Here is a 26,782-nt window from a genome sequence, read left to right on the forward strand (position 1 = left end):
TTCAGCCCTCCATATCGAACATGTCGCGCAGACCGTCGCCAAGAAGGTTGAAGCCGAGCGTGACGTAGAGAATGACCGCCCCGGGGCACAGCACTTCCCACCAGAAGTCGGGCATGAACTGCCGCCCGTCGGCCACCATCGAGCCGAGGTCGGGGGTCGGGGGTTTCACGCCGAAGCCGAGGAAGCTCAGCGTCGCGCCGAAGAGGATCACGAAGGCCGCATCCAGCGTCGTCTTGACCGAGATCACCGAAACGCAGTTGGGCAGGATCTCGCGGAAGAGGATGTGCATCGGGCCGGCCCCGGCGATCCGCGCGGCCTCGATGAAGTCCTCCGACGCCACCGATTTCGACACCGCGTAGATCAGCCGGGCGTGCCAGGTCCACCACAGCAGGGTGATCGCGATCATCGCGTTCATCAGCGTCGGCTGCAGCAGGTTCGACACGGCCAGCGCCATCACCAGCGGCGGCATCGCCAGCATGACGTTGGTCAGCCCGGTGATGATCCGCTCGGTCCAGCCGCCGAAATAGCCAGCGGCGAGGCCGAGCACCGTGCCGATCGGCACCGAGATCCCGAGCACGCCGATCACCAGCAGCAGCGAGATGCGCAGGCCGAAGACGGCGCGCGAGAAGATGTCGCGCCCGACTTTGTCGGTGCCGAACCAATGCGTCGCGTCCGGCGGCAGGTGGCGCGCACGGAAGTTCACCACGGCGCCCACGTCCTCCGGCTTCGGGGTGATGTAGGGCGCGAGGATCGCGAAGATCACCGCCGAGAGCACGATCAGGGTGCCGATCACCGCCGCGGGATTGCGGCTGAAGCGGTACCACATCATGTAGCTTGCGCTCAGGTCCTTGTTCGCTCCGTCCAGAGCCATCTTAACCTCGGCCATCAGCGGGCCTCCTTTCGGCGCATGCGGGGATCGATGATGGCGATCAGCACATCGACGATCAGGTTGGCGACGATGAAGAACAGGCCCGACACCAGCACCACGGCGGTCACCGCGTTCAGGTCCTTCTGCAGGATCGCGTTGAGGCCGTAGGAGGCGAAGCCGCCCCAGGAGAAGACCATCTCGATGACGAAGGCGTTGCCGATCAGCGAGGCGAACTCGAGCCCCATGATGGTCAGCGGCGCGATCGACGAGAGCTTCAGCAGGTAGCGGAAGATGATCACCCGTTCCGGCACGCCGAAGCTCTGCAGGGTCAGCACGTGATCCTTGCGGCGGTTTTCCAGCATCGCCGAGCGGGTGATGCGGGTGATCTGACCGATCCCGGCCATCGACAGGGCGACGGCAGGCAGTGCGAGATGCTGCAGCGCCGAGACGAAGACGTCAATCCGGCCGGCAAGCAGCGAGTCCACCAGCATCAGCCCGGTCGGCCCCCCCGGCGAAGCCGAGGCTGTGATCCATCCGCCCGATGATCGGCCAGTCGCCGAAGTAGCGCGCGGCCAGCAGTTGCAGCGAAATCGCGAAGAGGAAGCTCGGGATGGTCACGCCGACGAGCGAGAACAGCCGCCCGACGTGATCGACCCAACGATCGCGGAAATGGGCGGTCATGACGCCGAGTGGGATGGCCACGGCGAACATGATGACCACCGCCACCAGCACCAGTTCGACCGTCGCCGGCACCGTCTGGCCAAGGTCCGCCGTCACCGGGCGCTGCGACAGCAGCGACATGCCCAGATCGCCCTGCAAGGCGCGCCCCATGTAGGAGACGTATTGCACCGGCAGGGAGTCATCGAGCCCCATCTCGGTACGCAGCGCGCTGACCTGTTCCGGCGTGGCGGTGGGTCCCAGTGCCATGCGGGCGGGGTCGCCCGGCACCACGCGGGCCAGCACGAAAATCATGATCGAGAGCACGACCATCACCAGCACGAAAGTGCCGAGTCGGGTCAGGATCGCTAAGAACGGGTTTTGCTGCATCAGCCGGAAACCTCCCGGTTGGTCTCTTTCGGCCGACTATTCTGCAGCGTCGAGGTCTCGACAATTTGCGGATGGTATGGGTTTTGATAAAAATGGTATAGGTTTTGGAATGATCGATACCTCCCCCACTTCGGCAAGATTGTTGCGCCCAGAGCTGGTTGCTCGCATCCTGAGTGATCAGACCGGCACGGTTTTCCTCCGCGCCCCCGCTGGCGCCGGGAAATCTCTCTTGATGCGCGACGCGGCGGAACAGGTGGGGACGTCGGTCTGCGCGCTGCACACGCCGCGCGAAAGCGACGTGCAGAATGGCTGGCTGTTCTGGGATGTGCCGGGCTCTGCGCGCACCGCGCGCCTTTCGGCGCAGGTGGCGGAGACCGTCGAATATCTGGTGATCGCGCACCGCCCCGGCCAGAAGATCACCGGACTTGCCCGGCGGCTGTTGCACGGCGGCATGCAGACACTCGACGCGCGCGCGCTGAGCTTCAGCGCCGACGAGATCGGCACCCGTCTCGCCGCCCCTGTAACCCGCAGGCTGCTCGAGACCTTTGCCGGCTGGCCGGCGTTTCTGCCGCTCGCGGCGGCGCCAGACCCGGAGCTGGCCGCGTCCTACGTCGGCGAGACCTTCCTCGCGCAGCTCTCTCCCGCGCCGACGACCCGGCTGTCGATCTGGCTCGAAGCCCCCACCCCGGACCCCGACGACGATTGGTGCGACGCGCTTCCTCCGTTCCTGCTCAGCGCCCCGGAAACACAGACAGCCCTCATCGAAGCGCTGCGCAGCGCGACCACGGCGCGGCTCGAGGCGTTTTCGAAGTCTGCCGCCGTGACCGAGGTCGCCAACGCCCTCGAAGCCGCGCATCGCCCGCTGGCCGCAATGGAGCTGCTGCTCGATCACGGATATGAGGCGCATGCGGCGCAGATCCTCGCGCATTCACGCGGGCTGGAGCTCATCTACGATTCGAACCTCGACGAGTTCAGCCGGATCGTCCTGCGCTTCTCGCCCGAGGTCGTCGCGACCAACGAGACGGTGCTCTTCGCGATCACACGGACCCTGATGAAGCAGGGCGAGTTCCAGCGCGTCCGCCAGCTCGTCGCCAAGCACCTGGGCTCGGACTATCTCGACCCGCTCAAGGTGCTGTCACGCGGGACGCGGTTCTCCTTCGCGGCGCGCCGCTTTCGCCTGAACATGATGATCAGCGAGGACATGACGCCCTCCGACGCGATGCTGCAGCGGCTCGGCGAGTTCATGGCCGACTACCCGGTGGGCGACGATCAGAAATGGGCCGCGTTCTACAACGCGCTGCTGGAATTCGAGATCCGGCGGCGAAACTTCCGCGAAGCCGAGGCCGCTGCAGCCAGAGCGCTGATCTACTTCCGCAAGATCGGCGGCCATCCTTTGCTCGAATTCTTCATCCACCTGCACCTGATCGTCCTGCACCTGACGAACGGCGATGTCCGGCTCGCCCGTCCCGCCGCACGCATCGCCCGCGAAAAGCTGCAGGCCGTCACCCATCCGGTCGAACAGGAATTCCGGATGCTGCATCTAGCGGAGGCAGCGCTGGCCTACGAAGACGGCCAGCCGCAGAAACTCGTGGCCTTCGTCGAGCAGGAGTTCGACGCCTTCGCGCGCGCCGAGATCTGGCCGAGCCTGTTCCACTTCGCGGTCCAATATGCGTCGCAGGCCGTGATGGACCACTACCCCGCCAGCATTCGCCCGGGCTTCCTCGACGGTCTATGGTTGCATCTGGCCGAGCGGATGGACCTGTTTCCGGCTGTCCAGATCCGCACCGCCAACGCCTACCAGAACGAGGGCCGTATCGGCGAGGCGGAGGCAACCCTGCAAAGCCTGCCTGCCGTGCAGGCAACCCCCGCCGAGGCGATGACCCCTGACTGGCTTTCCTGCCTGACGCAGCGCAACGACATCCTGCTGGCCGCAGCCCGCCTGCGCTGCACTGTCCAGGACCCCGCGCCCGGGCCGGGCATCGACCGGCAGCTTGCCGCGCTGGAAAGCAATCCAAAGGCGACCCTGCGGGAAACCGTCGCCCTGAGGATCTGGCGGTCCCACCTTGCCCACAAGCGGCGCGACACCGCCGCGGCCCGGAGCCATCTTCAGTCGGCTCTGATCTCCGCCTCGCGGCTTGGCTGCTTCGGCGTCCTGTCCGAGCAGCGGATCTTCCTTGCCCCCCCTGCTGCGCGAGGCGCGCATCCGCCAGCACCTCGAGACCGCGCCGGACATCCGGGGAACCCTGTCGATCTACGCCGGATCCATCTCGACACCCAAGGCGAAGGCACGCGCCGGGGGCCTGACCGAGCGCGAGGCCCAGCTTTTGCAGCTGATCGCGGGGGGCTACCCCAACAAGCGGATCTCGCAGACATTGAACATCGCCGAGCCCACGGTGAAGTTCCACCTCTCGCGTCTCTACGCGAAATTGGGCGCGAAGAAACGCGGCGAAGCCATTCAGTCCGCCCATGCGCTCGGCTGGCTGTGATCGGAGCGGCGGGGGCCGCTCACGCGCGGCTCAAGCTCCATGAGCACCCGTGGTTCCCCGAAAGTCTCCGGGGGCGCCGCGCCGTATCATGGGCCAGTTGGTCAGCTCCACGAGCACCCGAAGGCTCGTTCCAGCCCTGCGTCGCTGGTCAGAAAACTGGAAGATATCCGCAAGGTATGGCTACCCCTGCTTGAGGTGATCCCTGAAGACCGGACAGCTTGCCAAGCTTGCCGCCAATGATGACGAGGAAGAACAGCATGGCCATTCACCCGATGCCCCGAGCTATTCGGCGGCAGCCAGCGCGTTCAGGCAATGCTCGGGCACCTGTCCGAGCGCATGTCCAAGCACGAACAAGACGCGCCGAGATTGAACACATGAACCACGAGCCTGTGTTGTTTCTATCGGGCCTAGGGAAACGGAATCCCGAAATTGGGAACCATGAGGGCAATGAAGCCGCTAAGTTATTGAAAGTGGTGGGTGATGAGAGACTCGAACTCCCGACATCTTCGGTGTAAACGAAGCGCTCTACCAACTGAGCTAATCACCCGTGAGGGGCGGTTTAGCCAAGCTTGGGGCGGCTTTCAAGCCTGATCCTTCGTCATCGCATCAATCCAGACGCGCGGTCCCGCCCCCTCGCGGCCGCGGCGGTCCGAGGGATTGTAGAGCGGGCAGCTCTCCAGCGACAGGCAGCCGCAGCCGATGCAGCCGTCGAGCTCGTCGCGGAGCTGCTCGAGCTGGGCAATGCGCGCATCAAGCCGCGCCCGCCAGCCCTGCGACACCGCCTGCCAGTCGGCCTTGGAGAGCGCCTTGTCGCGCGGCAGGGCGGCCAGCACCTCACGAATTTCCGCCAGCGGGATCCCGAGTTGCTGCGCCATTCGGATGACCGCGATCCGGCGCAGCTCGCGGCGGTCGAAGCGGCGGTGGTTTGCCGCGGTGCGCCAGCTTTCGATGAGGCCCTCGGATTCGTAGAAATGCAGCGTCGAGACGGCAACCCCGGCGCGGGCGGCAACCTCGCCGACGCTGAGATCATTGGCACGGGGACGGCCGACAGGGCGGGGCATGGAGGTCTCCTGCAGGGTGAGAAAGACGCTTGACCTAAAGTGGACTTGAGGATGCAGGGTCGCAGGCGTTCCGCGACTCTGCAAGCAAAGAGAGAGACACAGTGACCGCTCCGACACCCAAGACCGCCCCGCACCGCCTGAGACCCGGGATTCTCGAGCTTTTCCAACGCTGGAGGACGGCGCGCCGGATTGCACGGCGCAGCGCCGAGCTGCGCGGCGATCCCTGGCTGGCGCGTGACGTGGGCCTCGCGGATGGGGGCCCGCCGCCCCCGCCGCCGCTTCGCTACCGCGGCTGAACCGATGTGCTGAAACGAGAAGAGGCGCGCCTCGGGAAGACCGGACAGCGCGCCTCTTGGAAGAATGGTGGGTGATAAGAGATTTGAACTCCTGACATCTTCGATGTGAACGAAGCGCTCTACCACTGAGCTAATCACCCGGTAGGCGGGCTTTTACTCATATGGCATGGGGGGGCGCAAGAGGGATCGGGGCAAAAAAAATCACAAATCTTTCGGCCTGCCGCGACGACATCCCGGAGGGCGCGACCGCCGCGGCGCTTGGCCCGGCCGTCGGTGATTTCGGGGGCTCTGCCCCCGTCCGCTGGCGCGGACTCCCCCGGGATATTTGGACCTAGAAGAAAGGCAATGCGCTAACGGGCACTCGAAGAAATGCAAAGGGGCGGACCCGAAGGCCCGCCCCTGAAACTTTGTGCCGTGGTGCCGGTCAGTGCGCCGTGGCGCCGGTGGCCTTGTCTTCCTTGGCGCGCAGGGCGGCGGCGGCCTCCTCGGCCTCCTCGTCCCACTCGATGGGTTCGGGCTTGCCGATGAGCGCCATCTCCAGCACCTCGGAGACGTGCTTGACCGGGATGATCTCGAGACCGGTCTTCACGTTCTCCGGCAGCTCGGCAAGGTCCTTCTCGTTCTCTTCCGGGATGAACACCGTCTTGATGCCCCCCCCGCAGAGCCGCGAGCAGTTTCTCCTTGAGGCCGCCGATGGCCGAGGCGTTGCCACGCAGGGTGACCTCGCCGGTCATGGCGATGTCCTTGCGCACCGGCAGGCCGGTCAGCACCGAGACGATCGCCGTCACCATCGCCAGGCCGGCCGAGGGGCCGTCCTTGGGCGTGGCGCCGTCCGGCACGTGGACGTGGATGTCCATCTTGTCGAACTTCGGCGGCTTCACCCCGAGCTGCGGCGAGATCGAGCGCACGTAGCTCGAGGCCGCCTCGATCGACTCCTTCATCACGTCGCCGAGCTTGCCGGTGGTCTTCATCCGGCCCTTGCCCGGCAGGCGCAGCGCCTCGATCTGCAGCAGGTCGCCGCCGACCGACGTATAGGCAAGCCCCGTGACGACACCCACCTGGTTCTCATCCTCGGCCAGGCCGTAGCGGAACTTCTTCACGCCGAGGAAGTCGTCGAGATTCTCGCGCGTGACCTCCACGTGCTTGGTCTCGCCCTTGACGATCTTGGTCACGGCCTTGCGCGCCAGCTTGGCCACCTCGCGTTCGAGGTTCCGCACACCGGCCTCGCGCGTGTAGTAACGCAGGATGTCGGTGAGCGCCTCGTCGGTGACCGAGAACTCGCCCTTCTTCAGGCCATGCGCCTTGATCTGCTTGTCGAGCAGGTGGCGCTTGGTGATCTCGAGCTTCTCGTCCTCGGTGTAGCCCGAGAGCGGGATGATCTCCATCCGGTCGAGAAGCGGGCCGGGCATGTTGTACGAGTTCGAGGTCGTCACGAACATGACGTTCGAAAGGTCGTATTCCACCTCGAGGTAGTGGTCGACGAAGGTGCCGTTCTGTTCGGGGTCGAGCACCTCGAGCATGGCCGACGCCGGGTCGCCACGGAAGTCCTGCCCCATCTTGTCGATCTCGTCGAGCAGGATGAGCGGGTTCGTGGTCTTCGCCTTCTTCAGCGCCTGGATGATCTTGCCCGGCATCGAGCCGATGTAGGTCCGGCGGTGGCCGCGGATCTCGGATTCGTCACGCACGCCGCCCAGCGAGATGCGGATGAACTCGCGCCCGGTGGCCTTGGCCATCGACTTGCCCAGCGAAGTCTTGCCCACGCCCGGCGGGCCGACGAGGCAGAGGATCGGCCCCTTCAGCTTCTGGCTGCGCGCCTGCACAGCGAGATACTCGACGATGCGTTCCTTGACCTTGTCGAGGCTGTAGTGGTCGTGGTCGAGGATTTCCTGGGCGCGGCCTAGGTCCTTCTTCACGCGGCTCTTCACGCCCCACGGAATGGACAGCATCCAGTCGAGGTAGTTGCGCACCACGGTGGCCTCGGCGGACATCGGGCTCATGTTGCGCAGCTTCTTGAGTTCGGCCTCGGCCTTTTCCTTGGCCTCTTTCGAGAGCTTGGTGGCCTCGATCTTCTCGGCCAGCTCGTTGATCTCGTTCTGGCCGTCCTCGCCGTCGCCGAGTTCCTTCTGAATGGCCTTCATCTGCTCATTCAGGTAGTACTCGCGCTGGGTCTTCTCCATCTGCGACTTGACGCGGGTCTTGATCTTCTTCTCGACCTGCAGGACCGAAAGCTCGCCCTGCATCAGGCCATAGACCTTCTCGAGACGCTCGCTCACCGGCAGCGTTTCCAGAAGCTCCTGCTTCTGCTCGACCTCGATGCCGAGATGGCCCGCGACAAGGTCGGCAAGCTTGGCCGGATCGGTGGTCTCGGACACCGCCGAGAGCGCCTCTTCGGGGATGTTCTTCTTGACCTTGGCGTAGCGCTCGAATTCCTCGCCGACGGTGCGCACCAGCGCGGTGATCGCGGCGGGGTCGCCCGGCATCTCGGAGAGATACTCGGCCTTGGCTTCGAAGAAGCGCTCGTTCTCGAGGTATTCGGTAATCTTGACGCGCGCCTGCCCCTCGACCAGCACCTTCACGGTACCGTCGGGCAGCTTCAGCAGCTGCAGCACGTTGGCGAGCACGCCGGTCTTGTAGATACCGTCGGAATCTGGATCATCGACGGCGGGATCGATCTGGGCGGCAAGCAGGATCTGCTTGTCGTCCGCCATCACCTCTTCCAGCGCGTGCACCGATTTCTCGCGCCCTACGAAGAGCGGCACGATCATGTGCGGGAACACGACGATGTCCCGCAGCGGCAGCACCGGATAGGATGTGTTGAGAGGCTGTTGCATACGCATTCCTTGCTACTGGCAGGACGGTCCGGCCCCGGATATCGGCGACCTCTGCCGTCCCCTGTCGAGGTATTCAGGTGGGGCGCAGACGCTAACATTTCAAGCGTGCCGGACCCGTTTCCCACCAATGTGACGCTCCGCTGCGCCGGGCGCAAGCGGGCAATTCGCGGAAGGCGGGAGATTGCGGGGGGGCGCGGCACCAAAACCTTGAATCAGCCTTAACGGCAACACCGGAAACCACCGGTGCCGCGTCCCCCACCGCCCTCAGGCGGCCTCGGTCAGCGTCGGGTAGTCGGTGTAACCTTCCGCCCCGCCGCCGTAGAAGGTGCCCTGATCGCCCTCGTTGAGCGGCGCGGCCTTCTCGAGGCGCGTCACGAGGTCGGGGTTCGAGATGAACGGCCGGCCGAAGGCCACGAGATCGGCCTTGCCCGAGGCGACGGCCTCGATGGCCATCTCGCGGTCATAGCCGTTGTTGCCCATCCAGACGCCCTCGTAGAGCGCGTGCAGCTTGTCGAGGCTCTCGCCCTCGTTCAGCGCGCGCGGGCCGCCGGTGGTGCCTTCGACCACGTGCAGATAGGCCAGCTTGTAGGCGTTGAGCTTGCGCACGACGTAGTCGAACAACGGCTGCGGGTCGGCGTCGGTGATGCCGTTGGCCGGCGAGAAGGGCGACAGGCGCAGGCCAGTGCGATCGGCACCGATCTCGTCGGTCACCGCGTCCAGCACCTCGAAGAGGAAGCGTGCCCGGTTCTCGATCGAGCCGCCGTACTGGTCGTCGCGCTGGTTGGCACCGGTCTTGAGGAACTGGTCGATCAGGTAGCCGTTGGCGCCATGCACCTCGACGCCGTCGAAGCCGGCCTCGATCGCGGCGCGGGCGGCGTGGCGGTAGTCGGCGACGATGCCGGCGATCTCATCGGTTTCCAGCGCGCGGGGCGTCGAGGTTTCCTCGAAGCCGTTCAGCGTGAAGGTCTTGCCGCCTGCCGGGATGGCCGAGGGCGCGACGGGCGCCTGCCCGTCCGGCTGCAGCGAAGTGTGGCTGATCCGGCCGACGTGCCAGAGCTGGATGACGATCTTGCCGCCTTCGGCGTGCACGGCATCCGTCACCTTCTTCCAGGCCTCCACCTGCCCCGGCGAGTAGATTCCCGGGGTCTGGATGTAGCCCTTGCCCTGCGGCGAGATCTGCGAGGCTTCGGTGACGATGAGCCCGGCGCCGGCGCGCTGGCGGTAGTATTCGACGTGGAGATCGTTCACCTCGGCGGTGTCATTGTCTGCGCGGTTGCGGGTGAGCGGAGCCATCACAACGCGGTTGGCCATCTCGATGGCGCCGGCGGTGAAGGGGGTAAACAGGGCCTCGGTCATGGAGCGTCTCCCTTGCTTTGGGCCTAGATCCTACCGGGCGGACCCCGGCGTCGGACTGCAAAGATAGGCACGTGCTGCGGCGCGGCAACCGCGCAGAGCGCTGTGCGGAAATGCACGGAGGACATAGCGCTGTGCGGATGGGCCCAAACGCAGAAGCGGCGCCACGGTACCGCGGCGCCGCCTCTGGATCGGTTCAGGCCCCCTTGGCGGAGGCGCCGCATCAGAGCGGGGGGATGTCGCCCTCGGCGCGCTGCGTGTGGAACTGCTCTTCGAAGGCGGCGAAGGTGCCGCTTGCGATGGCGTCGCGCATCCCCTGCATAAGCTCCTGGTAATAATGCAGGTTGTGCCAAGTCAGCAGCATCCCCGAGATCATCTCCCCGGCGCGGTAGACGTGGTGCAGATAGGCGCGCGAGTAGCTGCGGCAGGCCGGGCAACTGCAGTGCTCATCGAGCGGGCGCGGGTCGTCCTGGTGGCGGGCGTTCTTGATGTTGACCATGCCATGCCGGGTCCAGGCCTGGCCGGTGCGGCCCGAGCGCGAGGGCAGCACGCAGTCCATCATGTCGATGCCGCGTTTCACCGCGCCGACGATGTCGTCGGGCTTGCCGACGCCCATCAGGTAGCGCGGCTTGTCCTCTGGCAGTTGGCCGGGCGCGAAATCGAGCACCTTGAACATCGCCTCCTGCCCCTCGCCCACGGCGAGGCCGCCAACCGCGTAGCCGTCGAATCCGATGGAGGTCAGCGCCTCGGCGCTCTCGCCGCGCAGGTCCTCTTCGAGCCCGCCCTGTTGGATGCCGAAGAGCATGTGGCCGGGCCGGTCGCCAAAGGCATCGCGCGAGCGCTGTGCCCATCGCATCGACAGGCGCATGCTCTGCTCGATGCGCTTGCGGTCGGCGGGCAGCGCCGGGCATTCGTCGAAGCACATGACGATGTCCGAGCCGAGCAGCCGCTGGATCTCCATCGAGCTTTCCGGCGAGAGCATGTGCTTGGAGCCGTCGATATGGCTCTTGAAGGTGACCCCTTCCTCGGTGAGCTTGCGCAGGCCGGACAGGCTCATCACCTGGAAGCCGCCGGAGTCCGTCAGGATCGGCCGCTCCCAGTTCATGAACTTGTGCAGCCCGCCGAGCCGTGCCACGCGCTCCGCGCCGGGGCGCAGCATCAGGTGGTAGGTATTGCCGAGCAGGATGTCGGCGCCGGTGGCGCGCACGTTTTCGGGCAGCATCGCCTTGACGGTGGCGGCGGTGCCCACGGGCATGAAGGCGGGGGTGCGGATCTCGCCGCGCGGGGTGGAGATCACCCCGGTGCGTGCGGCTCCGTCCCGGCCATGAAGGGTAAAGGAGGTCAGGCTCATGCGGTTCCTCTGCCCCAAAGCGGGGGATTTGCCAAGGGGCCAGCCCGGCCGCATGGCGCAAAGCAACCTGCGCCGAGGCCGGGCGGCGGTCTCAGTCCCGGCGCGGCGGGAGGTCCCGCTCAGGCGCGCGGCTCGGCCTCGACGCGGGAGCCGCGGAGCAGCCAGAGCCCATAGACCAGGTTCGGCAGGACGATCAGCAGCGGCACCACCAGCAGCCCCGGCGTCACCTCGAGACCGCCCGCCGCCTGCAACTCCTTCAGGTCGGCCATCGCGCCTGCGCTCAGCACCACGAGGAAGGTCGCGCAGTCCCAGAGCGCGTGAACGAGGATGGCACCCCAGAGCGAGCCGGTGCGCAACAGGATCGCCATGAGCATGAGCCCGGTGCAGGAGGCCGCCAGCGCCTGCATCACCGCCAGTGTGAAGCTGCCTGTCAGAAAGCCGTTGAGCACATGCACCAGGCCAAAGGCGCCGGTGGTGCATAGGATCGCCGGCCAGGGCCGCAGCCGCTCGCGCAGCGCGCCGAAGAGCACGCCGCGAAACATCACTTCCTCGGAAAAGCCGACGAGCAGCGTGTTGGCCAGCACCAGAAGCACCACGTCCGGGGCGGGCAATCCCAGCACCACCGCCAGCCCGAACATCGCGAGTACGATCAGCGCCGGCAGCCAGAGCAGCTTCAGCGTGCCGGGTGCCGGAGCTCGGAAGCCGAGATCGCGCCAGCCGCGCCAGGCAATCACGCAGACCAGCAGCACACCCGCCAGCGCGATCTGCCAAGCGATGCCCTGCGTCGCCATGTCCTCAAGCTCGACCGGTTTGCCCCGGAGCCCTGCGCCGAAGATCGTCACCGCCACCCACGCGACCAGCGTGCCGCAAGCGATGCCGAGGCGATGGCCGCCGCCAGAGGACTGCGCCACATCCGTCATTCATCGTTCTCCCTACAGCCATACCGGCTCATTCAATCGACACCACCAGCTCGAAGTTCTGCGGCGTGTCTTGCGTGCTGACCACCTCGACGTTGACATCCCCGGATTGCGGCAGCGGGCCCTTGAAGGGCACCGTGGCATCCGTGCCTTCGAGCAGGATCGACCCATCCGGGTTGCGCAGGATGTAATACATCGCACCGCCCTTCGGAACGATGTGCAGGTCGAGCACCTGCCCCGCCCGCGCGCCCAGCGCGAATTGCTTCGCCCCCCCCGGCCTCGAGCGATCCGGCAAGCGTGGCGCCGCTGGTGCCCGGGGCGAAGCTGATGCGCTCAGGGGCGAAGGCGGCCTTTTCCGCAGCCCGCGCCAAGGCGCCCTCGGCCGCGTCCGCATCCGCCAAATCGAGCGACTCGACGGTTCCATCCCGGTAGCCGAAGCACTGCCAGATGCGCCCGTCGCCATCCTCTAGGAAAACCATCGTGCCGGCCTCTGAGTACATGCTGTCGATCACCTCGCCGCCGGGCTGCGCGGCGGCGCCGCTTTCGATCAGCTTGTCGATGCATCCATCGATCACCGGCTGGACAAGCGGATCCTCGGCCCGGGCGGCATGGCCGAGGCAGAGTGCTGTCAGAAGCAGGGGCAGTGACTTCATGGTCTTTCCTCCTCGCTGTCGTTCCACCCATAGCACAGGCGATTGGCGCAACCTATCGAACTCGCGCGGCAGATCCGTCTCCCGGCACTCGAAGCCGGGCGCAGCATCGCCCGATTCTTCGGCGCTTCGATCCTCATCGCGCGCCGCTCCTCCCGCTGCGCCGTGCACCCGGCGAAATCCAACAGTCCTGCAACAATCGCCGCGCAAAGACGGAGAGGCAGGTGCTGCACCTTCGGATCGACCGGAGCCGACCCGCCCCCGCGTGGTGCCACGTCGGGCGTTACCCGCAACGATCAGTACGAGGAGTGACGGCGTGAAGGACAGCTTCAATGACAAGCCATGCGCGCGCCGCAGGGAGAGGCGCCCCTACACGGCCATGGGGGACTGGTTCGTTGACTGGCGCGGTCTCGTACCGAGGCCGAGCGCACATCTTCCCCTGCTCTGGGGCATCGGGATGGTGACCCTGATCGGCAGCCTCCTTGCGGTCGAGCCGACGCTGAACCGGATGGGGGCCGCGCTGGGGGCGGGCTCGCTCGGCCTCGCCGCATGGTCCAACCTCGTCGGGGCGCTGCTCTGCCTCGGACTGTCGATCTTTCGCAACGGGCCGCCGCGCCTGCACCTGCGGCATGTTCCCTTCTTTCTGGCCTGGACGCTGGTGCTTGGCTGCCTTTTCAAGGTCTGGCTCGTGGTGGTCGCCCGAGAGGTCGAGGCAAGCACGATCGCCCTTGTCGTCAGCACCCGTGCCTTCATGGTCTTCGGCCTTGCGGCGGTGATCGCCATGGAACGCCCGACGCTGCGGCGCTGTGCCGGGCTCGGAGTGGGCCTCGCCGCGATCTCGGGACTGCTGCTGGCGCGAGGGGCGGACATCGGCGGGACATCGGCGCTCTGGCTTTTCGCCGCTCTCGGCCTGCCGCTCCTGCTGGCCGTTCATACGCTGTTGATGGCGATGCGTCCGAAGGACCTGGACAGCTTTGCCACCACCGGGATCATGCTGCTGCTCGCAGGGAGCGTGCTGGCGATCCTGGCGCAGCAGAGCGGGCAGCTCCGCCTCCCACCCGAGGCATTCGGACCGCTCGCGCTTATCATCCTGACAGTCGGCGCGACAGCTGGGGTCGCCGTGGCTCTCGCGCTCGATCTGGTGTCCCGCGTCGGCCCGGTCTTTGCCAGCCAGATGGCCTATGTCCAGACGATCGCCGGGATCCTCTGGAGCATGCTCCTGCTCAAGGAAGACGTGCCGCCGATGACACTGGTGGCCGCGGCGCTGGTCTTCCTCGGGTTCTGGCTGGTGCAGCCGCGGGCCAGACCACGGACCGCATAGAGCCCGGAGCCGCGGCCCGCGCGCTTGTTTCAGGCCTTGATCAGCATCTTGCGTGGGATGTCGCAGAAGACCTCGGGCGCGCCATCAGCGGTGATGGCGATGGATTCCGTGGTCTCGTAGCCCCAGTTCTCCATCCACAGGCCGGTCATGAAATGGAAGGTCATCCCCGGCTGCAGCACGGTCTTGTCGCCGCGGCGGATCGACATGGTGCGCTCGCCCCAGTCCGGCGGGTAGCTGAGACCAATGGAATAGCCCGCACGGTTGTCCTTCTCGATCCCGTATTTCTCGAGCGTGCCGAAGAAGGCCTTGGCGATGTCCTCGCAGAGGTTGCCCGCCCGCGCCGCCTCGAGGCCTGCATCCATCCCCTCGAGCACCGCCTTCTCGGCGTCGAGGATCTCCTGCGGGGGATTGCCGAGGTAGATCGTGCGCGACAGAGGTACATGGTAGCGCTGGTAGCACCCGGCGATCTCGAAGAAGGTGCCCTCGTCGGGCTTCATCGGCAGGTCGTCCCAGGTGAGATGCGGCGCGGCGGCGTCCGGCCCCGAGGGCAGCAGCGGCACGATCGCCGGGTAGTCGCCGCCATGGCCGTACCATTCGTCATAGCGCAATCCCGCATCGTAGATCTCGGCCACGAGGTCGCACTTGCGGATGCCCACCTCGACCTTGTCGGCGATACGGTGGTGCATGCGCTCTACGATGCGCGCTGCCTGGCGCATGTAGTCGAGCTCCTTCTCGGATTTCACCGCACGCTGCCAGTTGATGAAGCCGGTGGTATCCTTGAACTTCGCGTTGGGCAGCCCGCTCTGCAGACGTTCGTAGGCGCGGGCCGAGAACCAGTAGTTGTCCATCTCGACGCCGACGGTGCCCTTGTCCCAGCCGCGCTCGGCGAGCTTGGCGCAGAGGTAGTCCATCGGGTGGCGTTCGGTGGACTGCACGTAGTGGTCCGGATAGCCGATGACATACTCGGGCTCCATCCAGACCGTGCGATAGGCGCCATTGGCATCCTGGCCGCGCCCGTACCAGACCGGCGGGCCGTCCGGTCCGACCAGCACGCATTGGTGCACGTAGAAGGACCAGCCGCCGTAGCCCGCGACCCATGCCATGTTTGACGGATCACTGAGGATCAACAGGTCGAGGCCCTCGCGCTCCATCCGGGCGCGGATCTTCTCAAGCCGGGCCTCGTATTCCTCGGTCGTGTATCGCTCAGGGGTTCTTTGGAGTTCGGGCATTCAGACCTCTGTTGAAAATGCGGCGAGCGCATGAGTTGCGATGGCGGTGTCCTGCACGCCGGTCCCGGTCAGGTCGGCGATGGTGATCTGCTCGGGGCCGGTGCGCCCCGGGTGGCGACCGAGCACTATCTCTCCGATTTCGGGGATGGTCTCGGGGTCCGGCGCGCAGCCGTTGGCAAGCGCGGCGCGCAGCTCGCCCATGAGGCGGGTCTGGCTGACCCTGTCGGCGACGTAGAGATCGGCGCGGGCAAGGCACTGCGGCTCAAGCTCGCATTTGCCGGGCTGGTCGCTGCCCATGGCGGTCACATGCTGGCCGGGGCGCAGCCAGTCAGCGCGCAGGATGGGCCCGGTGGCCGGCGTGGTGGTGACGATGACGTCGGCGAAACCGGCGGCCTCGGCGGGATCGGCGCTGGCGCGGACCCTGAGTTCCACCGAGGTCAGCTCCTCCGCCAGAGCCTGCGCCTTCGCCGGATCACGTGCCCAGATCACCGCCTCGGAGATCGGGCGGACGAGGCGGAGCGCCTGCAGCTGCATCCGCGCCTGCAGGCCGGCGCCGAAGATCGCGGCGCGGCTGGCGTCCGCGCGCGCCAGATGCCGTGCCGCCACGCCGCCTGCGGCCGCGGTGCGCACGTCGGTGAGATAGCCATTGTCGAGCAGCACTGCCTGCACCCGACCCGTTTCCGACGAGAGCACCACCATCAGGCCCGAGGTCGAAGGCAGACCCCTGGACGGGTTGTCGAAGAACCCGGGCGAGAGCTTCACGGCAAAGCCCGGCAACCCCGGCACATAGGCGGTCTTCACGTCGAGCTCGCCGTTCACCTCCGGCATGTGCATCGACAGGATGGGAGGCATCTCGACCCCGCCCCTCGCCAGCGTGGCGAAGGCGCTCTCCACCACGTCGATCGCCTGCGCGTCGAGCGCGACACGGTCGCGCAGTTCGGCCTCGTGCAGGATGCGGATGTCGCTCATGTCTCCTCCCCCAGAAGGGCAGCGTGGCGGGCCGGGTCGATATTGCCGCCCGAGAGCAGCAGAACCAAGGGGCCACTTTCGGCGCGCAGCTTGCCCGCGAGGATCGCCCCGGCCCCGACCGCCGCCGCGCCTTCGACGGTCTCGCCGTCCTCTCGGGCAAGGTGCCGCAGGCCTGCGGCGATCTCTGCCTCGGTGAGAAGGATCAGCGAGTCCATCAGCGCGCGGCACATGCCGAATGTCAGGCGGTTGTCGAGCCCGATGCCGCCGCCGAGCGAGTCCGCCAGCGTCTCCAGCTCCTCGACCTCGACCGGGCGCCCGGCCTTGAGGCTGGCAGCCATGGCGGCGCCCCGCTCCATGCTGATGCCGATGATGCGGATATCCGGGCGCAGCGATTTCGCAGCCAGCGCCACGCCTGCCAGAAGGCCGCCGCCCGAGAGCGGGATGGCCAATGTGGCGGCATCAGGGATCTGCGCGAGAATCTCCAGCCCCAGCGTGCCCTGTCCGGCGATCACGTCCGCATGGTCGAAGGGCGGCACCAGAGCGAAGTCCTCCTCGCGCTCGAGCCGTCGCGCCTCCTCGAAGGCCTCGTCCTGGCTTGCGCCGATCACCCTTGCCTCTGCGCCGAGCGCCTCGATTGCCTCCAGCTTGTTCTGCGGTACCAGCCGCGAGACACAGATCACCGCGGGCAGGCCGAGCTGGCGCGCCGCATGGGCCAGCGCGCGGCCATGGTTGCCGGTCGAAGCGGTGGTAACCCCGGCGACCCTGCCGAGCCGGGCGGCGGCATTGGCGGCGCCGCGCAGCTTGAAGGCGCCGGTCTGCTGATGGTGCTCGCACTTCAGCCAGACATCGCCGCCGGCCAGCTCGGTCAGGCTGGGCGAGCGCTTCACCGACGTTTCCCGGACCATGCCGCGGATCCGGCCCGCCGCCGCCTCTATGTCATCGAGCGTCACCATCTGCGTACCTTGAACAACTCCCCCGGACCGTTGCCCGAGATCCCCGCCATGTCCAGCATCGACCAGAATGAAACCTGGTTCGAACTGAGCACCGGCTTTCCGAGCATCTTTTCAAGGCGCTCGATCACCGGCACCGCCGGCAGCGCGGTGCAGGAGAGGAAAAGCGCCTCGGCGCGAGGGTCGTCGGCGGCCAGCGCCGCCTCGATCACTGCCTCTGGCGTCAGCAGCGCCATGTCGCGGTCATCCGCATAACCCATCGATTTCCGCGCCACCACCTCGACGCCATGTTGCACCAGATGGTCGGCGACGAGCGCGGTGGTCTCCTGCATGTAGGGGGCCAGCAGCGACAGCCGCCCGACTCCCAGCGCCTCGCAGGCGCGCAGCGCGGCGCTGAGCGGGGTGGTCACCGGGGCTCGGGCGCCGATCAGCGCGGCCACCTCGGCCCCAAGCACCGCGCTGGCCGAGGTGCATCCGAAGAGCAGGCCGTCGAGGGCCACGCCGGGCAGGATAAGTTCGGCGGCCTCCCGCAGATGCCGGCCGGTGCGGCGCAGGCTTTCGGGGGTGGTCGGGTTCTCGAAGGCGATGCGCGTGACATGCAGCCGCGTGCCCGCCGGCATCAGCCGCGCGGCGTCGCCCTCGAGGGTCAGGTCGGTGGCGAGGGCGATCAGCCCGAAGCGCCGCAGCAGGTCCCGGCGCAGGTCAGCGGCCGGCATGCCTCAGACCACCAGCACCGGCGTGTCGGTCAGGCTGGTCACCTTGTGGCTGACCGAGCCCAGCATGTAGCCCTCGGACGAGCCCAGCCCGCGCGAGCCGACGACGATCAGGTCGCAGCCCTTCTCCCGCGCGAAGCTGACGATGGTCCGGGCGTAGTTGCCGCCCTTGATGAAGGCCTGCACTTTCTCGGCGCCCAGCTCCCTTGCCTTCGCCTTGGCCTCCTCGGCGGCCTCGCGGGCGACGGCGCGCATGGTGTCGTCGAGGCTGCCGCCCTCGCGGTCACTGCCACGCACCATGGACAACGACGCCTCGAGCATCGAGTGGTGCCGGTAGACCGTCAGCACGAGGATTTCCGCGCCGGTGATCTTCGCCAGTTCCGCGGCCTTGCCGATCGCTTCCCAGGCGCCGTTCGAGCCGTCGTAGGCAACGAGTATCCGCTTGAACATCTCAGCCCCTCACTTGGCGAAGGCAAGGTCGCGCAGGAAGAGCGCGATCTGCGGGAAGAAGATGAGCAGCACTGCCACCCCCAGCAGCATGAGGATGAAGGGCGGCGTGCCCTTGATCACCTCGGCATAGGGGCGCTTGAAGACCGCGATGGCGGTGAAGATATCGCAGCCGAAGGGGGGGCGTGGCGCTGCCGATGGCCACCTGCAGCGTAATGATCGTGCCCACCAGCACCGGGTCGAGCCCGACGCTCTGGACCACCGGCGCGAAGATCGGCACGAGGATCAGGATCACCACGATGGGATCGACGAACATGCAGCCGACGAAGAAGGCGATGGAGATGGTGAAGAGCACGCCATATTGCCCCATCTCGTCGATGCCGATGCTGCCCAGCACCTGCTGGGGGATCTGCGCGAAGCTGATCACGTAGGAAAATGCCGCCCCTGCCCCGACGAGGATGAAGACCACGGCGGTGATCAGCCCGGTCGACTTGGCCGTGGCGTAGAGCTGCTTGACGCTCATCTCGCGGAACACCCCCATCTCGAGGATCAGCGCGTAGAGCACGCAGGCCGCGGCGGCTTCGGTGGGCGAGAAGATCCCGCCGTAGATGCCGCCCACGATGATCACCGGGAAGCCGAGCGGCCAGAGCGCCCGGCGGATGGCGCGGCCACGCTCGGCCCAGCTGGTCTTCGGCTCGGTCGGCACGTCGTTGCGGACGGCGTAGATGTAGGAATAGATCGAGAAGAGCACGAGGATCAGCAGCCCCGGCCCGATGCCGGCGATGAACAGCTCCGAGATCGAGGTGCCCGAGACCACGCCATAGATGATCATGCCGATCGAGGGCGGGATCAGGAAGGCGATGTCCGAGGAATTGACGATCAGCGCCAGCGCGAAGCTGTCCTTGTAGCCCGCCTTGAGCATGCGCGGGCGCAGCGGCCCGCCTACCGCCACCACCGTCGCCTGCGTCGAACCCGAGACCGCGCCGAAGAGCGTGCAGGCGGCGGCGGTCGAGACCGCAAGCCCGCCCTTGAGATGGCCCACGAAGGCCATGACCAGATCGATCAGCCTATTCGCCGACTGGCCGCGGGTCATGATGTCGGCGGCGAAGATGAACATCGGCACGGCGATCAGGCTCGCCGGACGGATGCCGCCGAGGATCTGCTGCACCATCGTGTCGAGCTGGCTGACCCCGCCGAAGAGCGCGACAAAGCCGATCAGCGAGCCGGCGATCAGCGGGATCATCATCGGAAAGCCCAGCAGCAGGAGCACGATCATCGTGCCGAAGATGGCAAGGGACATGTCTCAGACCTCCTCTTCGCCGGTATCGTCATAGCCTTCGAGCGTGCTGGTCGAGAGCCAGATATCCTCGTGCAGCAAGTTCTTGATGGCCGTGAGCGTGTATTGCAGCCCGGTCAGGAAGAACCCCAGCGGCGCCCAGACGATGATCCACCACACCGGGATCTGCAGCGCCGGCAGCAGCCGCCCGCGCGCGGCCTGGGTGGTCACGTAGTCGAAGGCATACCAAGCCAGAAGGAACATCGCCGCCGCGGTGACCGTCGCAATCAGCACCATCAGCACCTTGCGCAGCTTCGGCGGGGTGGCGTCGAAGAAGGCAGACATTCGAATATGGCGGCCATGACGCGCGGCATAGGAGATACCCGCGAAGGTGATCAGGATGATCAGCGCCTGGTTCAGCTCCTCGGAAAAGAACAGGCTTTGCGAAAACAGGTAGCGACCCACGACATTGGCGATGGTGTTCAGCGCCATGAGCAGCACGCCGAGCGCCAGCAGCACCGCCTCGATGCGCGCGACAGCCCCATCGATCACCCCGAGAAATCCCGGCAGCCCCGAGACATAGCCGGAATCATCGATGTCGTCATCCACCGCCGAGGTCTGCACTTCGGCGAGCAGGTCGGGGTCGAGCGCGGGCGCGCCGTGTCGGTCAGTCTTCATGCCGCTGTCCTTTTTGCTGTCGCGAAAGCGCCACGACCGCGCCGACCGACCCTTTCGGGGCAGCCGGCGCGACCTTTGGCCTTGGTGCGCTTGCGGGCGCTCAACCCTCGGCTGCGGCGGCGAGGTCAGCCTTGAGCTGGTCGAGGATCGCCTGCGCCTGCGGCCCGCCGATCTCGAGGAACTCCCCCTCGACCGAATCCGCCGTCTCCATGAAGGGCGCGCGCTGCTCCTCGCTGAGATCGGTGATGGTCATCGAGGGCTTGGCCTCCATGATCTTGTCGAGCGACTCCTCGGTCAGACCTTTCTGGTAGTCGATGATGTAGTCGAAGGCGGCGCTGATCGCGTTGTCGATCATCGCCTGGTCCTCCTCCGAGAGCCCGTCGTAGAACTCCTTGTTGGCCATCACCGCGGTGGTGAAATTGTTGTGGCCGGTGCGGGTGATGTAGTCGGTCACCTCGTACATCTTCGTCGACTCGATGAAGAAGGCCGGGTTCTCCTGCCCCTGGATGATGCCGGTCTGCAGCGAGCCGTAGACCTCGCCCCAGGGCAGCGGCGTCGGCGTGGCGCCGAAGGCCTTGTAGCTTTCCACCAGCAGCGGGTTGGTCATCACCCGGAACTTCACCTCGTCCAGGTCGGCGGGGGCCTCCACCGGCTCGGTGGTGGTCATCATCACCTCGCCCTCGGGGAACATCGTCAGCAGCTCGAGCCCCTGGTCGGCGTAGAGCGGCGGAAACATCTCGTTGATCGCCTTGGAATTCTTGAAGAAGCTCGCCAGCTGTGCGTCGTCCTGCGGCAGCAGGTAGGGCACGAAGAACACCTGCGCCTCGGGGATCAGCGCGCCGGTGAAGCCGGGCGACTGGTCTACGAACTGCAGGATGCCCGACTGGGCCTGTTCCATCGTGTCGGCAGATTCCCCAAGCGTGCCGAAGGGAAAGAGCTGGATCTCGTGGTCGGAATTGGCCTCGACCTCTTCCTTGAACTTCTGGGCGAACTTGCCCTGTACCTCGTCCATCGCCTCTTCGAAGGCATACCGCCAGGTGTCGGCGATTGCCGCACCCGAGCCGAGAAGGAGCGCCGCGGCGCTCGTTGCGAGAACTGTCTTGTAGGTCATGTCGTACCCCCTGTCGGTCTGCCCCGTCGCCAGCGGCGGCAGGGCTTGGTTTCAGGTCGCGGATCACGGTCCGCGCGGATGCGCCCAACCTCGGAGCCGAAAATACTCAAGTCAATGTCTATATTAAATCATGACAATCCGAGGGGAATCACGCATCCGCTGTCAACCCTGGGGCTGAGCCGGCGCGGGCAGCAGGGCGGCCAGAATGCCCAGGGCCTGCTCCAGATCGCCCCTGCCGAGGCCGCCGAGACAGACCCGGACCGCCGGGCGGCGGTCGGTTACGGCAAAATTCGCACCGGTCGCGACGGCGACGCCATTGCGCAGCGCCTGGCGCTGAAACGCCCGTTCCGAAAGGCCTTCTGGCAGCAGCAGCCAGCGGTGCAACGCGTAGGCGAAGCCGCCGCCCTCGCCCCCGAGGAACCGCTGGACCAGCCGGTTTCGAGCGACAAGCTCCTTGCGATGCGCCTGCAGCAGCGCGTCGGCGACGCCGCTCTCCATCCAGTCGGCGGCGATCTCGGCGATGATCGGCGTCGCCATCCAGGACACCGACAGGTGCCTGTTGACTGTGCGCTCCGAGAGATGATCGGGCATCGCGAGAATGCCGAACCGCAGCCCGGGCGAGAGGCATTTGGTCAGCCCGGTGAAATAGAAGCTCCGCTCGGGGGCGAAGCTGGCGAGCGGCGGCGGACGGCGCGGCGCAAGCGGCCCGAGCGGGTCGCATTCGAGGATGAAGAGCCCCGCAGCACTGGCCGCCTGCGCCAGCGCGGCGCGGCGCTCGCGGTCCATCACATGTGCGTAGGGTCCGGCGCCCGAGGGCAGCAGGTAAACCGCCTTCATCCGTCCGGCAGAGGCGGCAGCGGCCTCGGCCAGCGCCTCGGGCAGCATCCCGCGCGCATCCTGCGCTATGCCCTGCAGGCGCAACCCGAGCTGGCGCGCGGCGGGTTTCAGCGCGTGGCTGGTGGCCGCCTCGCAGGCGATGACATCGCCATGCCGCGCAACGGTCATCAGTGCAACGAACATCGCGGGGGTGACGCCATTGGTCACCAGCGTGCGCCCGGGCTGGGCAATCAACCCGCAGCGTGCCAGCCAGCCCGAGGCCGCGGCATCGTAGCGCGCCAGCGTCTCGCCGGGCCGCAGGGCAAACATCGTCTCATGCGGTGGGTTCTCGGCGATGCGCCGCATTGTGCTGCGCCAGGCGTCGGCGACCTGCGGCAGGTGCACCGGGGTCATCAGCGACAGGTCGAGCCGCGGCGGGCTTTCCCGGGTGCGGTGCCAGGGGAGGTTGACCGTCTCGCGCATGCCCGACTTCACGAAGCTGCCGCGCCCGACCTCGCCCGAGATCATGTCGGCGCGGATCAACTCCTCGTAGGCACGGCTCACCGTTTGCACCGAGATGCCGAGCTGCCAGGCCAGTTCGCGATGCGCCGGAAGCCGATCGCCGGGGCGCAGTTGCCCCGAGCTAATGGCGGCGACAATTCCCTGCGCGACACTGCGATAGGCGGGGCGGGTGACATCCTCGGAGGTGAGCGGCCAATGTGACATGCCCGGCAGAGTCCTGCACGATCCGGGACTTGTCCAGATTGACATGACGGGTTTTCACCGGAACAAGCGTGACATGGACTCCACCCGCCTCGACAGCAGAGACATCGCGATCCTCGCCACGCTCAGCCGCGAGGGCCGCATCGCCAAGACCGAGCTCGCGGCCCGCGTGAACCTCTCGCCGACCCCCTGCTGGGAGAGGATGAAGCGGCTCGAGAAGGCCGGGCTGATCACCGGCTACCGCGCCGAGATCGACCTCGCGTCGCTCGGCCCGCACGTGCAGGTCTTTGTCACCGTCGAGCTCGACAGCCACCGCGCCGAGAGTTTCCAGCTCTTCGAGCGCACCGTGGCAAGGATCGACGAGATCACCGGCTGCTGGGCCATCGGCGGCGGCTACGACTACCTGATGCAAGTGGTCAGCACCGATGTCGCGGCGTTCCAGGCGCTGATGGACGGGCTGCTGGAGAGCCGCGCCGGCGTGCGGCGCTATTACAGTTACATCGTCACCAAGCCGGTGAAGAACGACCCGCCCGCGCTGGGGCTGCTGCGCGACTAGGGCCGTGCCGCGGGGGCCAGAGAGTTTCTCTCCCGCGCCCCGCCATGGCAGGGGAAATTTCTGCCCCCACCCCGAACTCCCGACAAACTCTCTGCCCGCCCTGCCCCATCCTTGAGACATCCAAGGAGGTGCGCAGGCATGAGCGATCTTTCGAACAAACCGACGTTTGGACTGTCCGACCCGGAATTGCTGCCGGGGGCCGGTGATTTCGCCGGGGACGGCCGTCTCGCGGTACGCGACCCGGCGAGCGGCGCGCTGATCGCGCAGGTGGCGATCAGCGACGCCCATGGCGCCCGCGCCGCGGTGGATGCCGCCCATGCCGCCTTCGACGGCTGGGCCACCACCCTGCCGCAGGACCGCGCCGCGATCCTGCACCGCTGGCACGCGCTGATCGTGGCCGCCAAGGAAGACCTCGCCCGCATCATGGTCGCCGAACAGGGCAAGCCGATCAGCGAGGCCCGCGGCGAGATCGACTATGCCGCCAGCTTCGTGCAGTTCTACGCCGAGGAGGCGCTGCGCCCGAACATCGAGGGTGTCACCAGCCACCTGCCCGACGCCGAGATGGAGCTCTGGCGCGAGCCGGTTGGCGTGGCCGCGCTGATCACCCCGTGGAACTTCCCTTCCGCGATGATCACCCGCAAGGCCGCCGCCGCGCTGGCCGCCGGCTGCACCGTGGTCATCCACCCCTCCGCAGAGACCCCGCTCTCGGCGCTGGCGCTGGCCGAGCTGGCGCGCCGCGCCGGCTTTCCGCAGGGCGTGGTCAATACCGTGATCGGCGATGCCGCGACCATCGTCGGCGAATGGACGTCCGACAAGCGGGTGCGGGCGCTGTCCTTCACCGGTTCCACCGAGGTCGGCCGCCTGCTCTACCGCCAGTCGGCGGACACGGTGAAGCGGCTGGTGCTGGAACTGGGAGGCCACGCGCCCTTCATCGTCTTCAAGGGCGCCGACATCGATCGCGCGGTGACCGAGGCGATCAAGGCCAAGTTCGCCACCTCTGGGCAGGACTGCCTCGGGGCCAACCGCTTCTACATCCAGCGTCCCGTCTACGAGGAGTTCTGCGCCAAGTTCACGCACGCGGTCGACGCGCTGACCCTTGGCCGCGGCATGGACGATCCCGACATCGGACCGCTGATCCATGAGCGCGCCATCGACAAGCAGCAGGCCCATGTCGACGACGCGATCGCCAAGGGCGCCAGGCTGCTCACCGGCGGCGGTATCGACGCCGGCCTCGGCAAGCTCTTCTACAGGCCCACGGTGCTGGCCGACGTGCCGGATGAGGCGGCGATCATGTCCGAGGAAACCTTTGGTCCGGTCGCGCCGCTGACCGTCTTCGACACCGAGGAAGAGGTGATCGCCCGCGCCAATGCCACCGAGTACGGGCTGGTCGCCTATGTGCACAGCCTCGATCCGCGCCGCATCTACCGGCTCACCCGCGCACTGCAGTTCGGCATGGTCGCGGTCAACCGCACCAAGGTCACCGGCGCGCCGATCCCCTTCGGCGGCACCAAGCAATCCGGACTCGGCCGCGAGGGCGCCCGGCAGGGCCTCGAGGCCTTCACCGACATCAAATACGTCTGCCGCGACTGGGGCTGAAGCCCTTCGGCGGACGAGGCAGACCACATAAGGAGACGACATGCTGACCAACGACCAACTCGCCAAATGGGACCGCGAGAACTTCTTCCACCCGTCGACCAACCTTGGCCAGTTCGCCCGCGGCGAGGGCCCGCAGCGCATCGTCACCGGCGGCAGTGGCGTGCACATCACCGATCGCGACGGCACCCAGCTGCTCGACGGTTTCGCCGGGCTCTACTGCGTCAACGTCGGCTATGGCCGCACCGAGATCTCCGAGGCCATCGCAAAGCAGGCGCATGAGCTGGCCTATTACCACGCCTACGCCGGGCATGGCTCGGAAGCCTCGATCACCCTGTCGAAGATGGTCATGGACCGCGCGCCCAAGAACATGGCGCGGGTCTACTTCGGCCTCGGCGGCTCGGACGCCAATGAGACCAACATCAAGCTGATCTGGTATTACAACAATATTCTCGGCCGCCCCGAGAAGAAGAAGATCATCTCGCGCTGGCGCGGCTACCACGGATCGGGGCTGATGACCGGCTCGCTGACCGGGCTGGAGCTTTTCCACAAGAAGTTCGACCTGCCGCTCGCGCAGGTGATCCATACCGAGGCCCCCTACTATTTCCGCCGCCCCGACCTGACCATGTCCGAAGCGCAGTTCACCGCGCATTGCGTTGCCGAGCTGGAGGCGCTGATCGAGCGCGAAGGCCCGGACACCATCGCCGCCTTCATCGGCGAGCCGGTTCTCGGCACCGGCGGTATCGTGCCCCCGCCCGAGGGCTATTGGCCCGCGATCCAGGAGGTGCTCGACAAGCACGACATCTTGCTGGTGGTCGACGAAGTGGTCACCGGCTTCGGGCGTCTCGGCTCCATGTTCGGCTCGGACCACTACGGTGTGAAGCCCGATCTCATCACCTCGGCCAAGGGGCTGACCTCGGCCTACGCGCCGCTCTCGGCGTCGATCGTCGGTCAGCGCATGTGGGACGTGTTGTGCCGGGGCACCGACGAATACGGTGTGCTCGGCCACGGCTGGACCTATTCCGCCCACCCCATCGGCGCCGCGGCGGGCATCGCCAATCTCGAGCTGATCGACAAGCTGGGCCTGGTGGAAAATGCCGCAAAGACTGGGGCTTATCTGGTGAGTACAATGCGCGAGGCGCTTGGCGATCACCCCAATGTCGGCGAGGTCCGCGGCGAGGGGATGCTCTGCGCGGTCGAGCTGGTCGCCGAACGCGACGGACGCAGGTTCTTCGACGCCTCCGAGGGCAAGGGCGCCAAGGTGGTCGCCGCAATGCTCGAGCGCGGGGTGATCGCCAGGGCCATGCCGCAGGGCGACATCCTCGGTTTCGCACCGCCGCTCTGCCTGACCACCGAAGAAGCCGACAAGATCGTCTCGGTCACCCGCGACGCCGTCACGGCGATCCTCGGCTGAGGGAAATGCACCCTTCGGGCCGGGTCTGTCCCCCGGGACGGACCCGGCCCGAAGCGATCGTGAGAGTAGCTCAAACGCGAACATCCCGCGGCATGAACCACGGGCGTCGAGTGCTCGGAAAACGCA

21 protein-coding genes, 2 tRNA genes and 2 pseudogenes are annotated in these 26,782 nt (G+C 66.8%); 5 read left to right on the forward strand and 20 right to left on the reverse strand.

All coding sequences use genetic code 11. The features are described 5' to 3' along the window. Position 1: 1 nt before the first annotated feature. The 3 genes from CLG85_RS07275 to CLG85_RS07285 are packed head-to-tail and all read right to left on the reverse strand — an operon-like array spanning position 2 to position 1,915. Positions 2 to 886, reverse strand: coding sequence for an ABC transporter permease (locus tag CLG85_RS07275; RefSeq protein ID WP_095882859.1), 885 nt, complete (start codon positions 884 to 886; stop codon positions 2 to 4). Continuing rightward, positions 886 to 1,359, reverse strand: coding sequence for an ABC transporter permease (locus CLG85_RS07280; protein WP_260348644.1), 474 nt, complete (start codon positions 1,357 to 1,359; stop codon positions 886 to 888). Before CLG85_RS07280 ends, CLG85_RS07275 begins: the two co-directional genes overlap by 1 nt. Next, positions 1,325 to 1,915 (reverse strand): ABC transporter permease, encoded by a 591-nt coding sequence (locus tag CLG85_RS07285; RefSeq protein WP_260348645.1) that lies wholly within the window; start codon positions 1,913 to 1,915, stop codon positions 1,325 to 1,327. Before CLG85_RS07285 ends, CLG85_RS07280 begins: the two co-directional genes overlap by 35 nt. A gap of 109 nt (positions 1,916 to 2,024) precedes the next feature. On the opposite strand from CLG85_RS07285, the gene CLG85_RS28000 reads away from it, so the two are divergent. Continuing rightward, entirely contained in the window at positions 2,025 to 4,595 is a 2,571-nt protein-coding gene (locus CLG85_RS28000; RefSeq protein ID WP_260348646.1) for a hypothetical protein, read from the forward strand. 277 nt (positions 4,596 to 4,872) lie between these two features. Here CLG85_RS28000 and CLG85_RS07295 read toward each other — a convergent pair. The 8 genes and pseudogenes from CLG85_RS07295 to CLG85_RS07330 form a co-directional block, all read right to left on the reverse strand. Further along, positions 4,873 to 4,948 (reverse strand) — tRNA-Val (locus tag CLG85_RS07295). Positions 4,949 to 4,982: 34 nt separating this feature from the next. Further along, on the reverse strand, positions 4,983 to 5,462 hold the full coding sequence (soxR, locus tag CLG85_RS07300) for a redox-sensitive transcriptional activator SoxR (protein ID WP_095882856.1): 480 nt from the start codon (positions 5,460 to 5,462) through the stop codon (positions 4,983 to 4,985). A 361-nt stretch (positions 5,463 to 5,823) separates the two neighbouring features. After that, positions 5,824 to 5,898: transfer RNA gene (locus CLG85_RS07305), tRNA-Val, on the reverse strand. Between the two features lie 284 nt (positions 5,899 to 6,182). Next, a pseudogene (gene lon / locus CLG85_RS07310) lies at positions 6,183 to 8,589 on the reverse strand (endopeptidase La). Between the two features lie 264 nt (positions 8,590 to 8,853). Further along, positions 8,854 to 9,945: an alkene reductase gene (locus CLG85_RS07315; protein WP_260348647.1), complete on the reverse strand. Its 1,092-nt coding sequence runs from the start codon at positions 9,943 to 9,945 to the stop codon at positions 8,854 to 8,856. A gap of 220 nt (positions 9,946 to 10,165) precedes the next feature. Next, complete coding sequence (tgt, locus tag CLG85_RS07320) at positions 10,166 to 11,293, reverse strand: tRNA guanosine(34) transglycosylase Tgt (RefSeq protein ID WP_095881180.1); 1,128 nt, start codon at positions 11,291 to 11,293, stop codon at positions 10,166 to 10,168. A gap of 119 nt (positions 11,294 to 11,412) precedes the next feature. Further along, positions 11,413 to 12,213: a CPBP family intramembrane glutamic endopeptidase gene (locus CLG85_RS07325; RefSeq protein WP_095882422.1), complete on the reverse strand. Its 801-nt coding sequence runs from the start codon at positions 12,211 to 12,213 to the stop codon at positions 11,413 to 11,415. Positions 12,214 to 12,241: 28 nt separating this feature from the next. Continuing rightward, a complete protein-coding gene (locus tag CLG85_RS07330) occupies positions 12,242 to 12,442 on the reverse strand; it encodes a hypothetical protein (RefSeq protein WP_260348648.1) in 201 nt (66 codons plus the stop codon). A 734-nt stretch (positions 12,443 to 13,176) separates the two neighbouring features. Between CLG85_RS07330 and CLG85_RS07335 the strand changes: the two genes are divergently transcribed. Then, the gene (locus tag CLG85_RS07335) at positions 13,177 to 14,181 is read left to right on the forward strand and encodes a DMT family transporter (RefSeq protein WP_176476598.1); all 1,005 of its coding nucleotides are present in this window, start codon (positions 13,177 to 13,179) and stop codon (positions 14,179 to 14,181) included. Between the two features lie 29 nt (positions 14,182 to 14,210). Here the strand turns inward: CLG85_RS07335 and doeA are convergent, their stop codons facing one another. The 9 genes and pseudogenes from doeA to ehuR form a co-directional block, all read right to left on the reverse strand. Further along, on the reverse strand, positions 14,211 to 15,410 hold the full coding sequence (doeA, locus tag CLG85_RS07340) for an ectoine hydrolase DoeA (RefSeq protein WP_095882425.1): 1,200 nt from the start codon (positions 15,408 to 15,410) through the stop codon (positions 14,211 to 14,213). Further along, entirely contained in the window at positions 15,411 to 16,379 is a 969-nt protein-coding gene (locus CLG85_RS07345; protein ID WP_260348649.1) for a cyclodeaminase, read from the reverse strand. It abuts the gene before it with no gap. Continuing rightward, complete coding sequence (gene eutB, locus CLG85_RS07350; RefSeq protein WP_260348650.1) at positions 16,376 to 17,332, reverse strand: hydroxyectoine utilization dehydratase EutB; 957 nt, start codon at positions 17,330 to 17,332, stop codon at positions 16,376 to 16,378. The genes CLG85_RS07345 and eutB overlap by 4 nt, the downstream gene beginning before the upstream one ends. After that, positions 17,326 to 18,045: a maleate cis-trans isomerase family protein gene (locus CLG85_RS07355; RefSeq protein WP_260348651.1), complete on the reverse strand. Its 720-nt coding sequence runs from the start codon at positions 18,043 to 18,045 to the stop codon at positions 17,326 to 17,328. Before CLG85_RS07355 ends, eutB begins: the two co-directional genes overlap by 7 nt. 3 nt (positions 18,046 to 18,048) lie before the next feature. Continuing rightward, positions 18,049 to 18,492 carry a universal stress protein gene (locus tag CLG85_RS07360; protein ID WP_095882753.1) on the reverse strand — a complete coding sequence of 148 codons (444 nt, stop codon included), beginning with the start codon at positions 18,490 to 18,492 and terminating at the stop codon, positions 18,049 to 18,051. 9 nt (positions 18,493 to 18,501) lie between these two features. Beyond that, positions 18,502 to 19,789 (reverse strand): annotated as a pseudogene (locus CLG85_RS07365) (TRAP transporter large permease). Between the two features lie 3 nt (positions 19,790 to 19,792). Continuing rightward, positions 19,793 to 20,443: a TRAP transporter small permease gene (locus CLG85_RS07370; protein ID WP_095882751.1), complete on the reverse strand. Its 651-nt coding sequence runs from the start codon at positions 20,441 to 20,443 to the stop codon at positions 19,793 to 19,795. A gap of 100 nt (positions 20,444 to 20,543) precedes the next feature. Further along, complete coding sequence (locus CLG85_RS07375) at positions 20,544 to 21,554, reverse strand: TRAP transporter substrate-binding protein (RefSeq protein ID WP_095882750.1); 1,011 nt, start codon at positions 21,552 to 21,554, stop codon at positions 20,544 to 20,546. A 162-nt stretch (positions 21,555 to 21,716) separates the two neighbouring features. Further along, positions 21,717 to 23,096 carry a MocR-like ectoine utilization transcription factor EhuR gene (gene ehuR / locus CLG85_RS07380; RefSeq protein ID WP_176476619.1) on the reverse strand — a complete coding sequence of 460 codons (1,380 nt, stop codon included), beginning with the start codon at positions 23,094 to 23,096 and terminating at the stop codon, positions 21,717 to 21,719. A gap of 73 nt (positions 23,097 to 23,169) precedes the next feature. Here ehuR and CLG85_RS07385 point away from each other — a divergent pair, with 73 nt between their 5' ends. The 3 genes from CLG85_RS07385 (at position 23,170) to CLG85_RS07395 (ending at position 26,656) form a co-directional block, all read left to right on the forward strand. Beyond that, positions 23,170 to 23,649, forward strand: coding sequence for an Lrp/AsnC family transcriptional regulator (locus CLG85_RS07385; protein WP_095882748.1), 480 nt, complete (start codon positions 23,170 to 23,172; stop codon positions 23,647 to 23,649). A 138-nt stretch (positions 23,650 to 23,787) separates the two neighbouring features. After that, the gene (locus tag CLG85_RS07390) at positions 23,788 to 25,245 is read left to right on the forward strand and encodes an NAD-dependent succinate-semialdehyde dehydrogenase (protein WP_095882747.1); all 1,458 of its coding nucleotides are present in this window, start codon (positions 23,788 to 23,790) and stop codon (positions 25,243 to 25,245) included. 40 nt (positions 25,246 to 25,285) lie between these two features. Next, the gene (locus tag CLG85_RS07395) at positions 25,286 to 26,656 is read left to right on the forward strand and encodes an aspartate aminotransferase family protein (protein WP_224845446.1); all 1,371 of its coding nucleotides are present in this window, start codon (positions 25,286 to 25,288) and stop codon (positions 26,654 to 26,656) included. The last annotated feature ends 126 nt before the right edge of the window (positions 26,657 to 26,782 follow it).

This window comes from Alloyangia mangrovi (assembly GCF_002300555.2).
GTDB lineage: Bacteria > Pseudomonadota > Alphaproteobacteria > Rhodobacterales > Rhodobacteraceae > Salipiger > Salipiger mangrovi.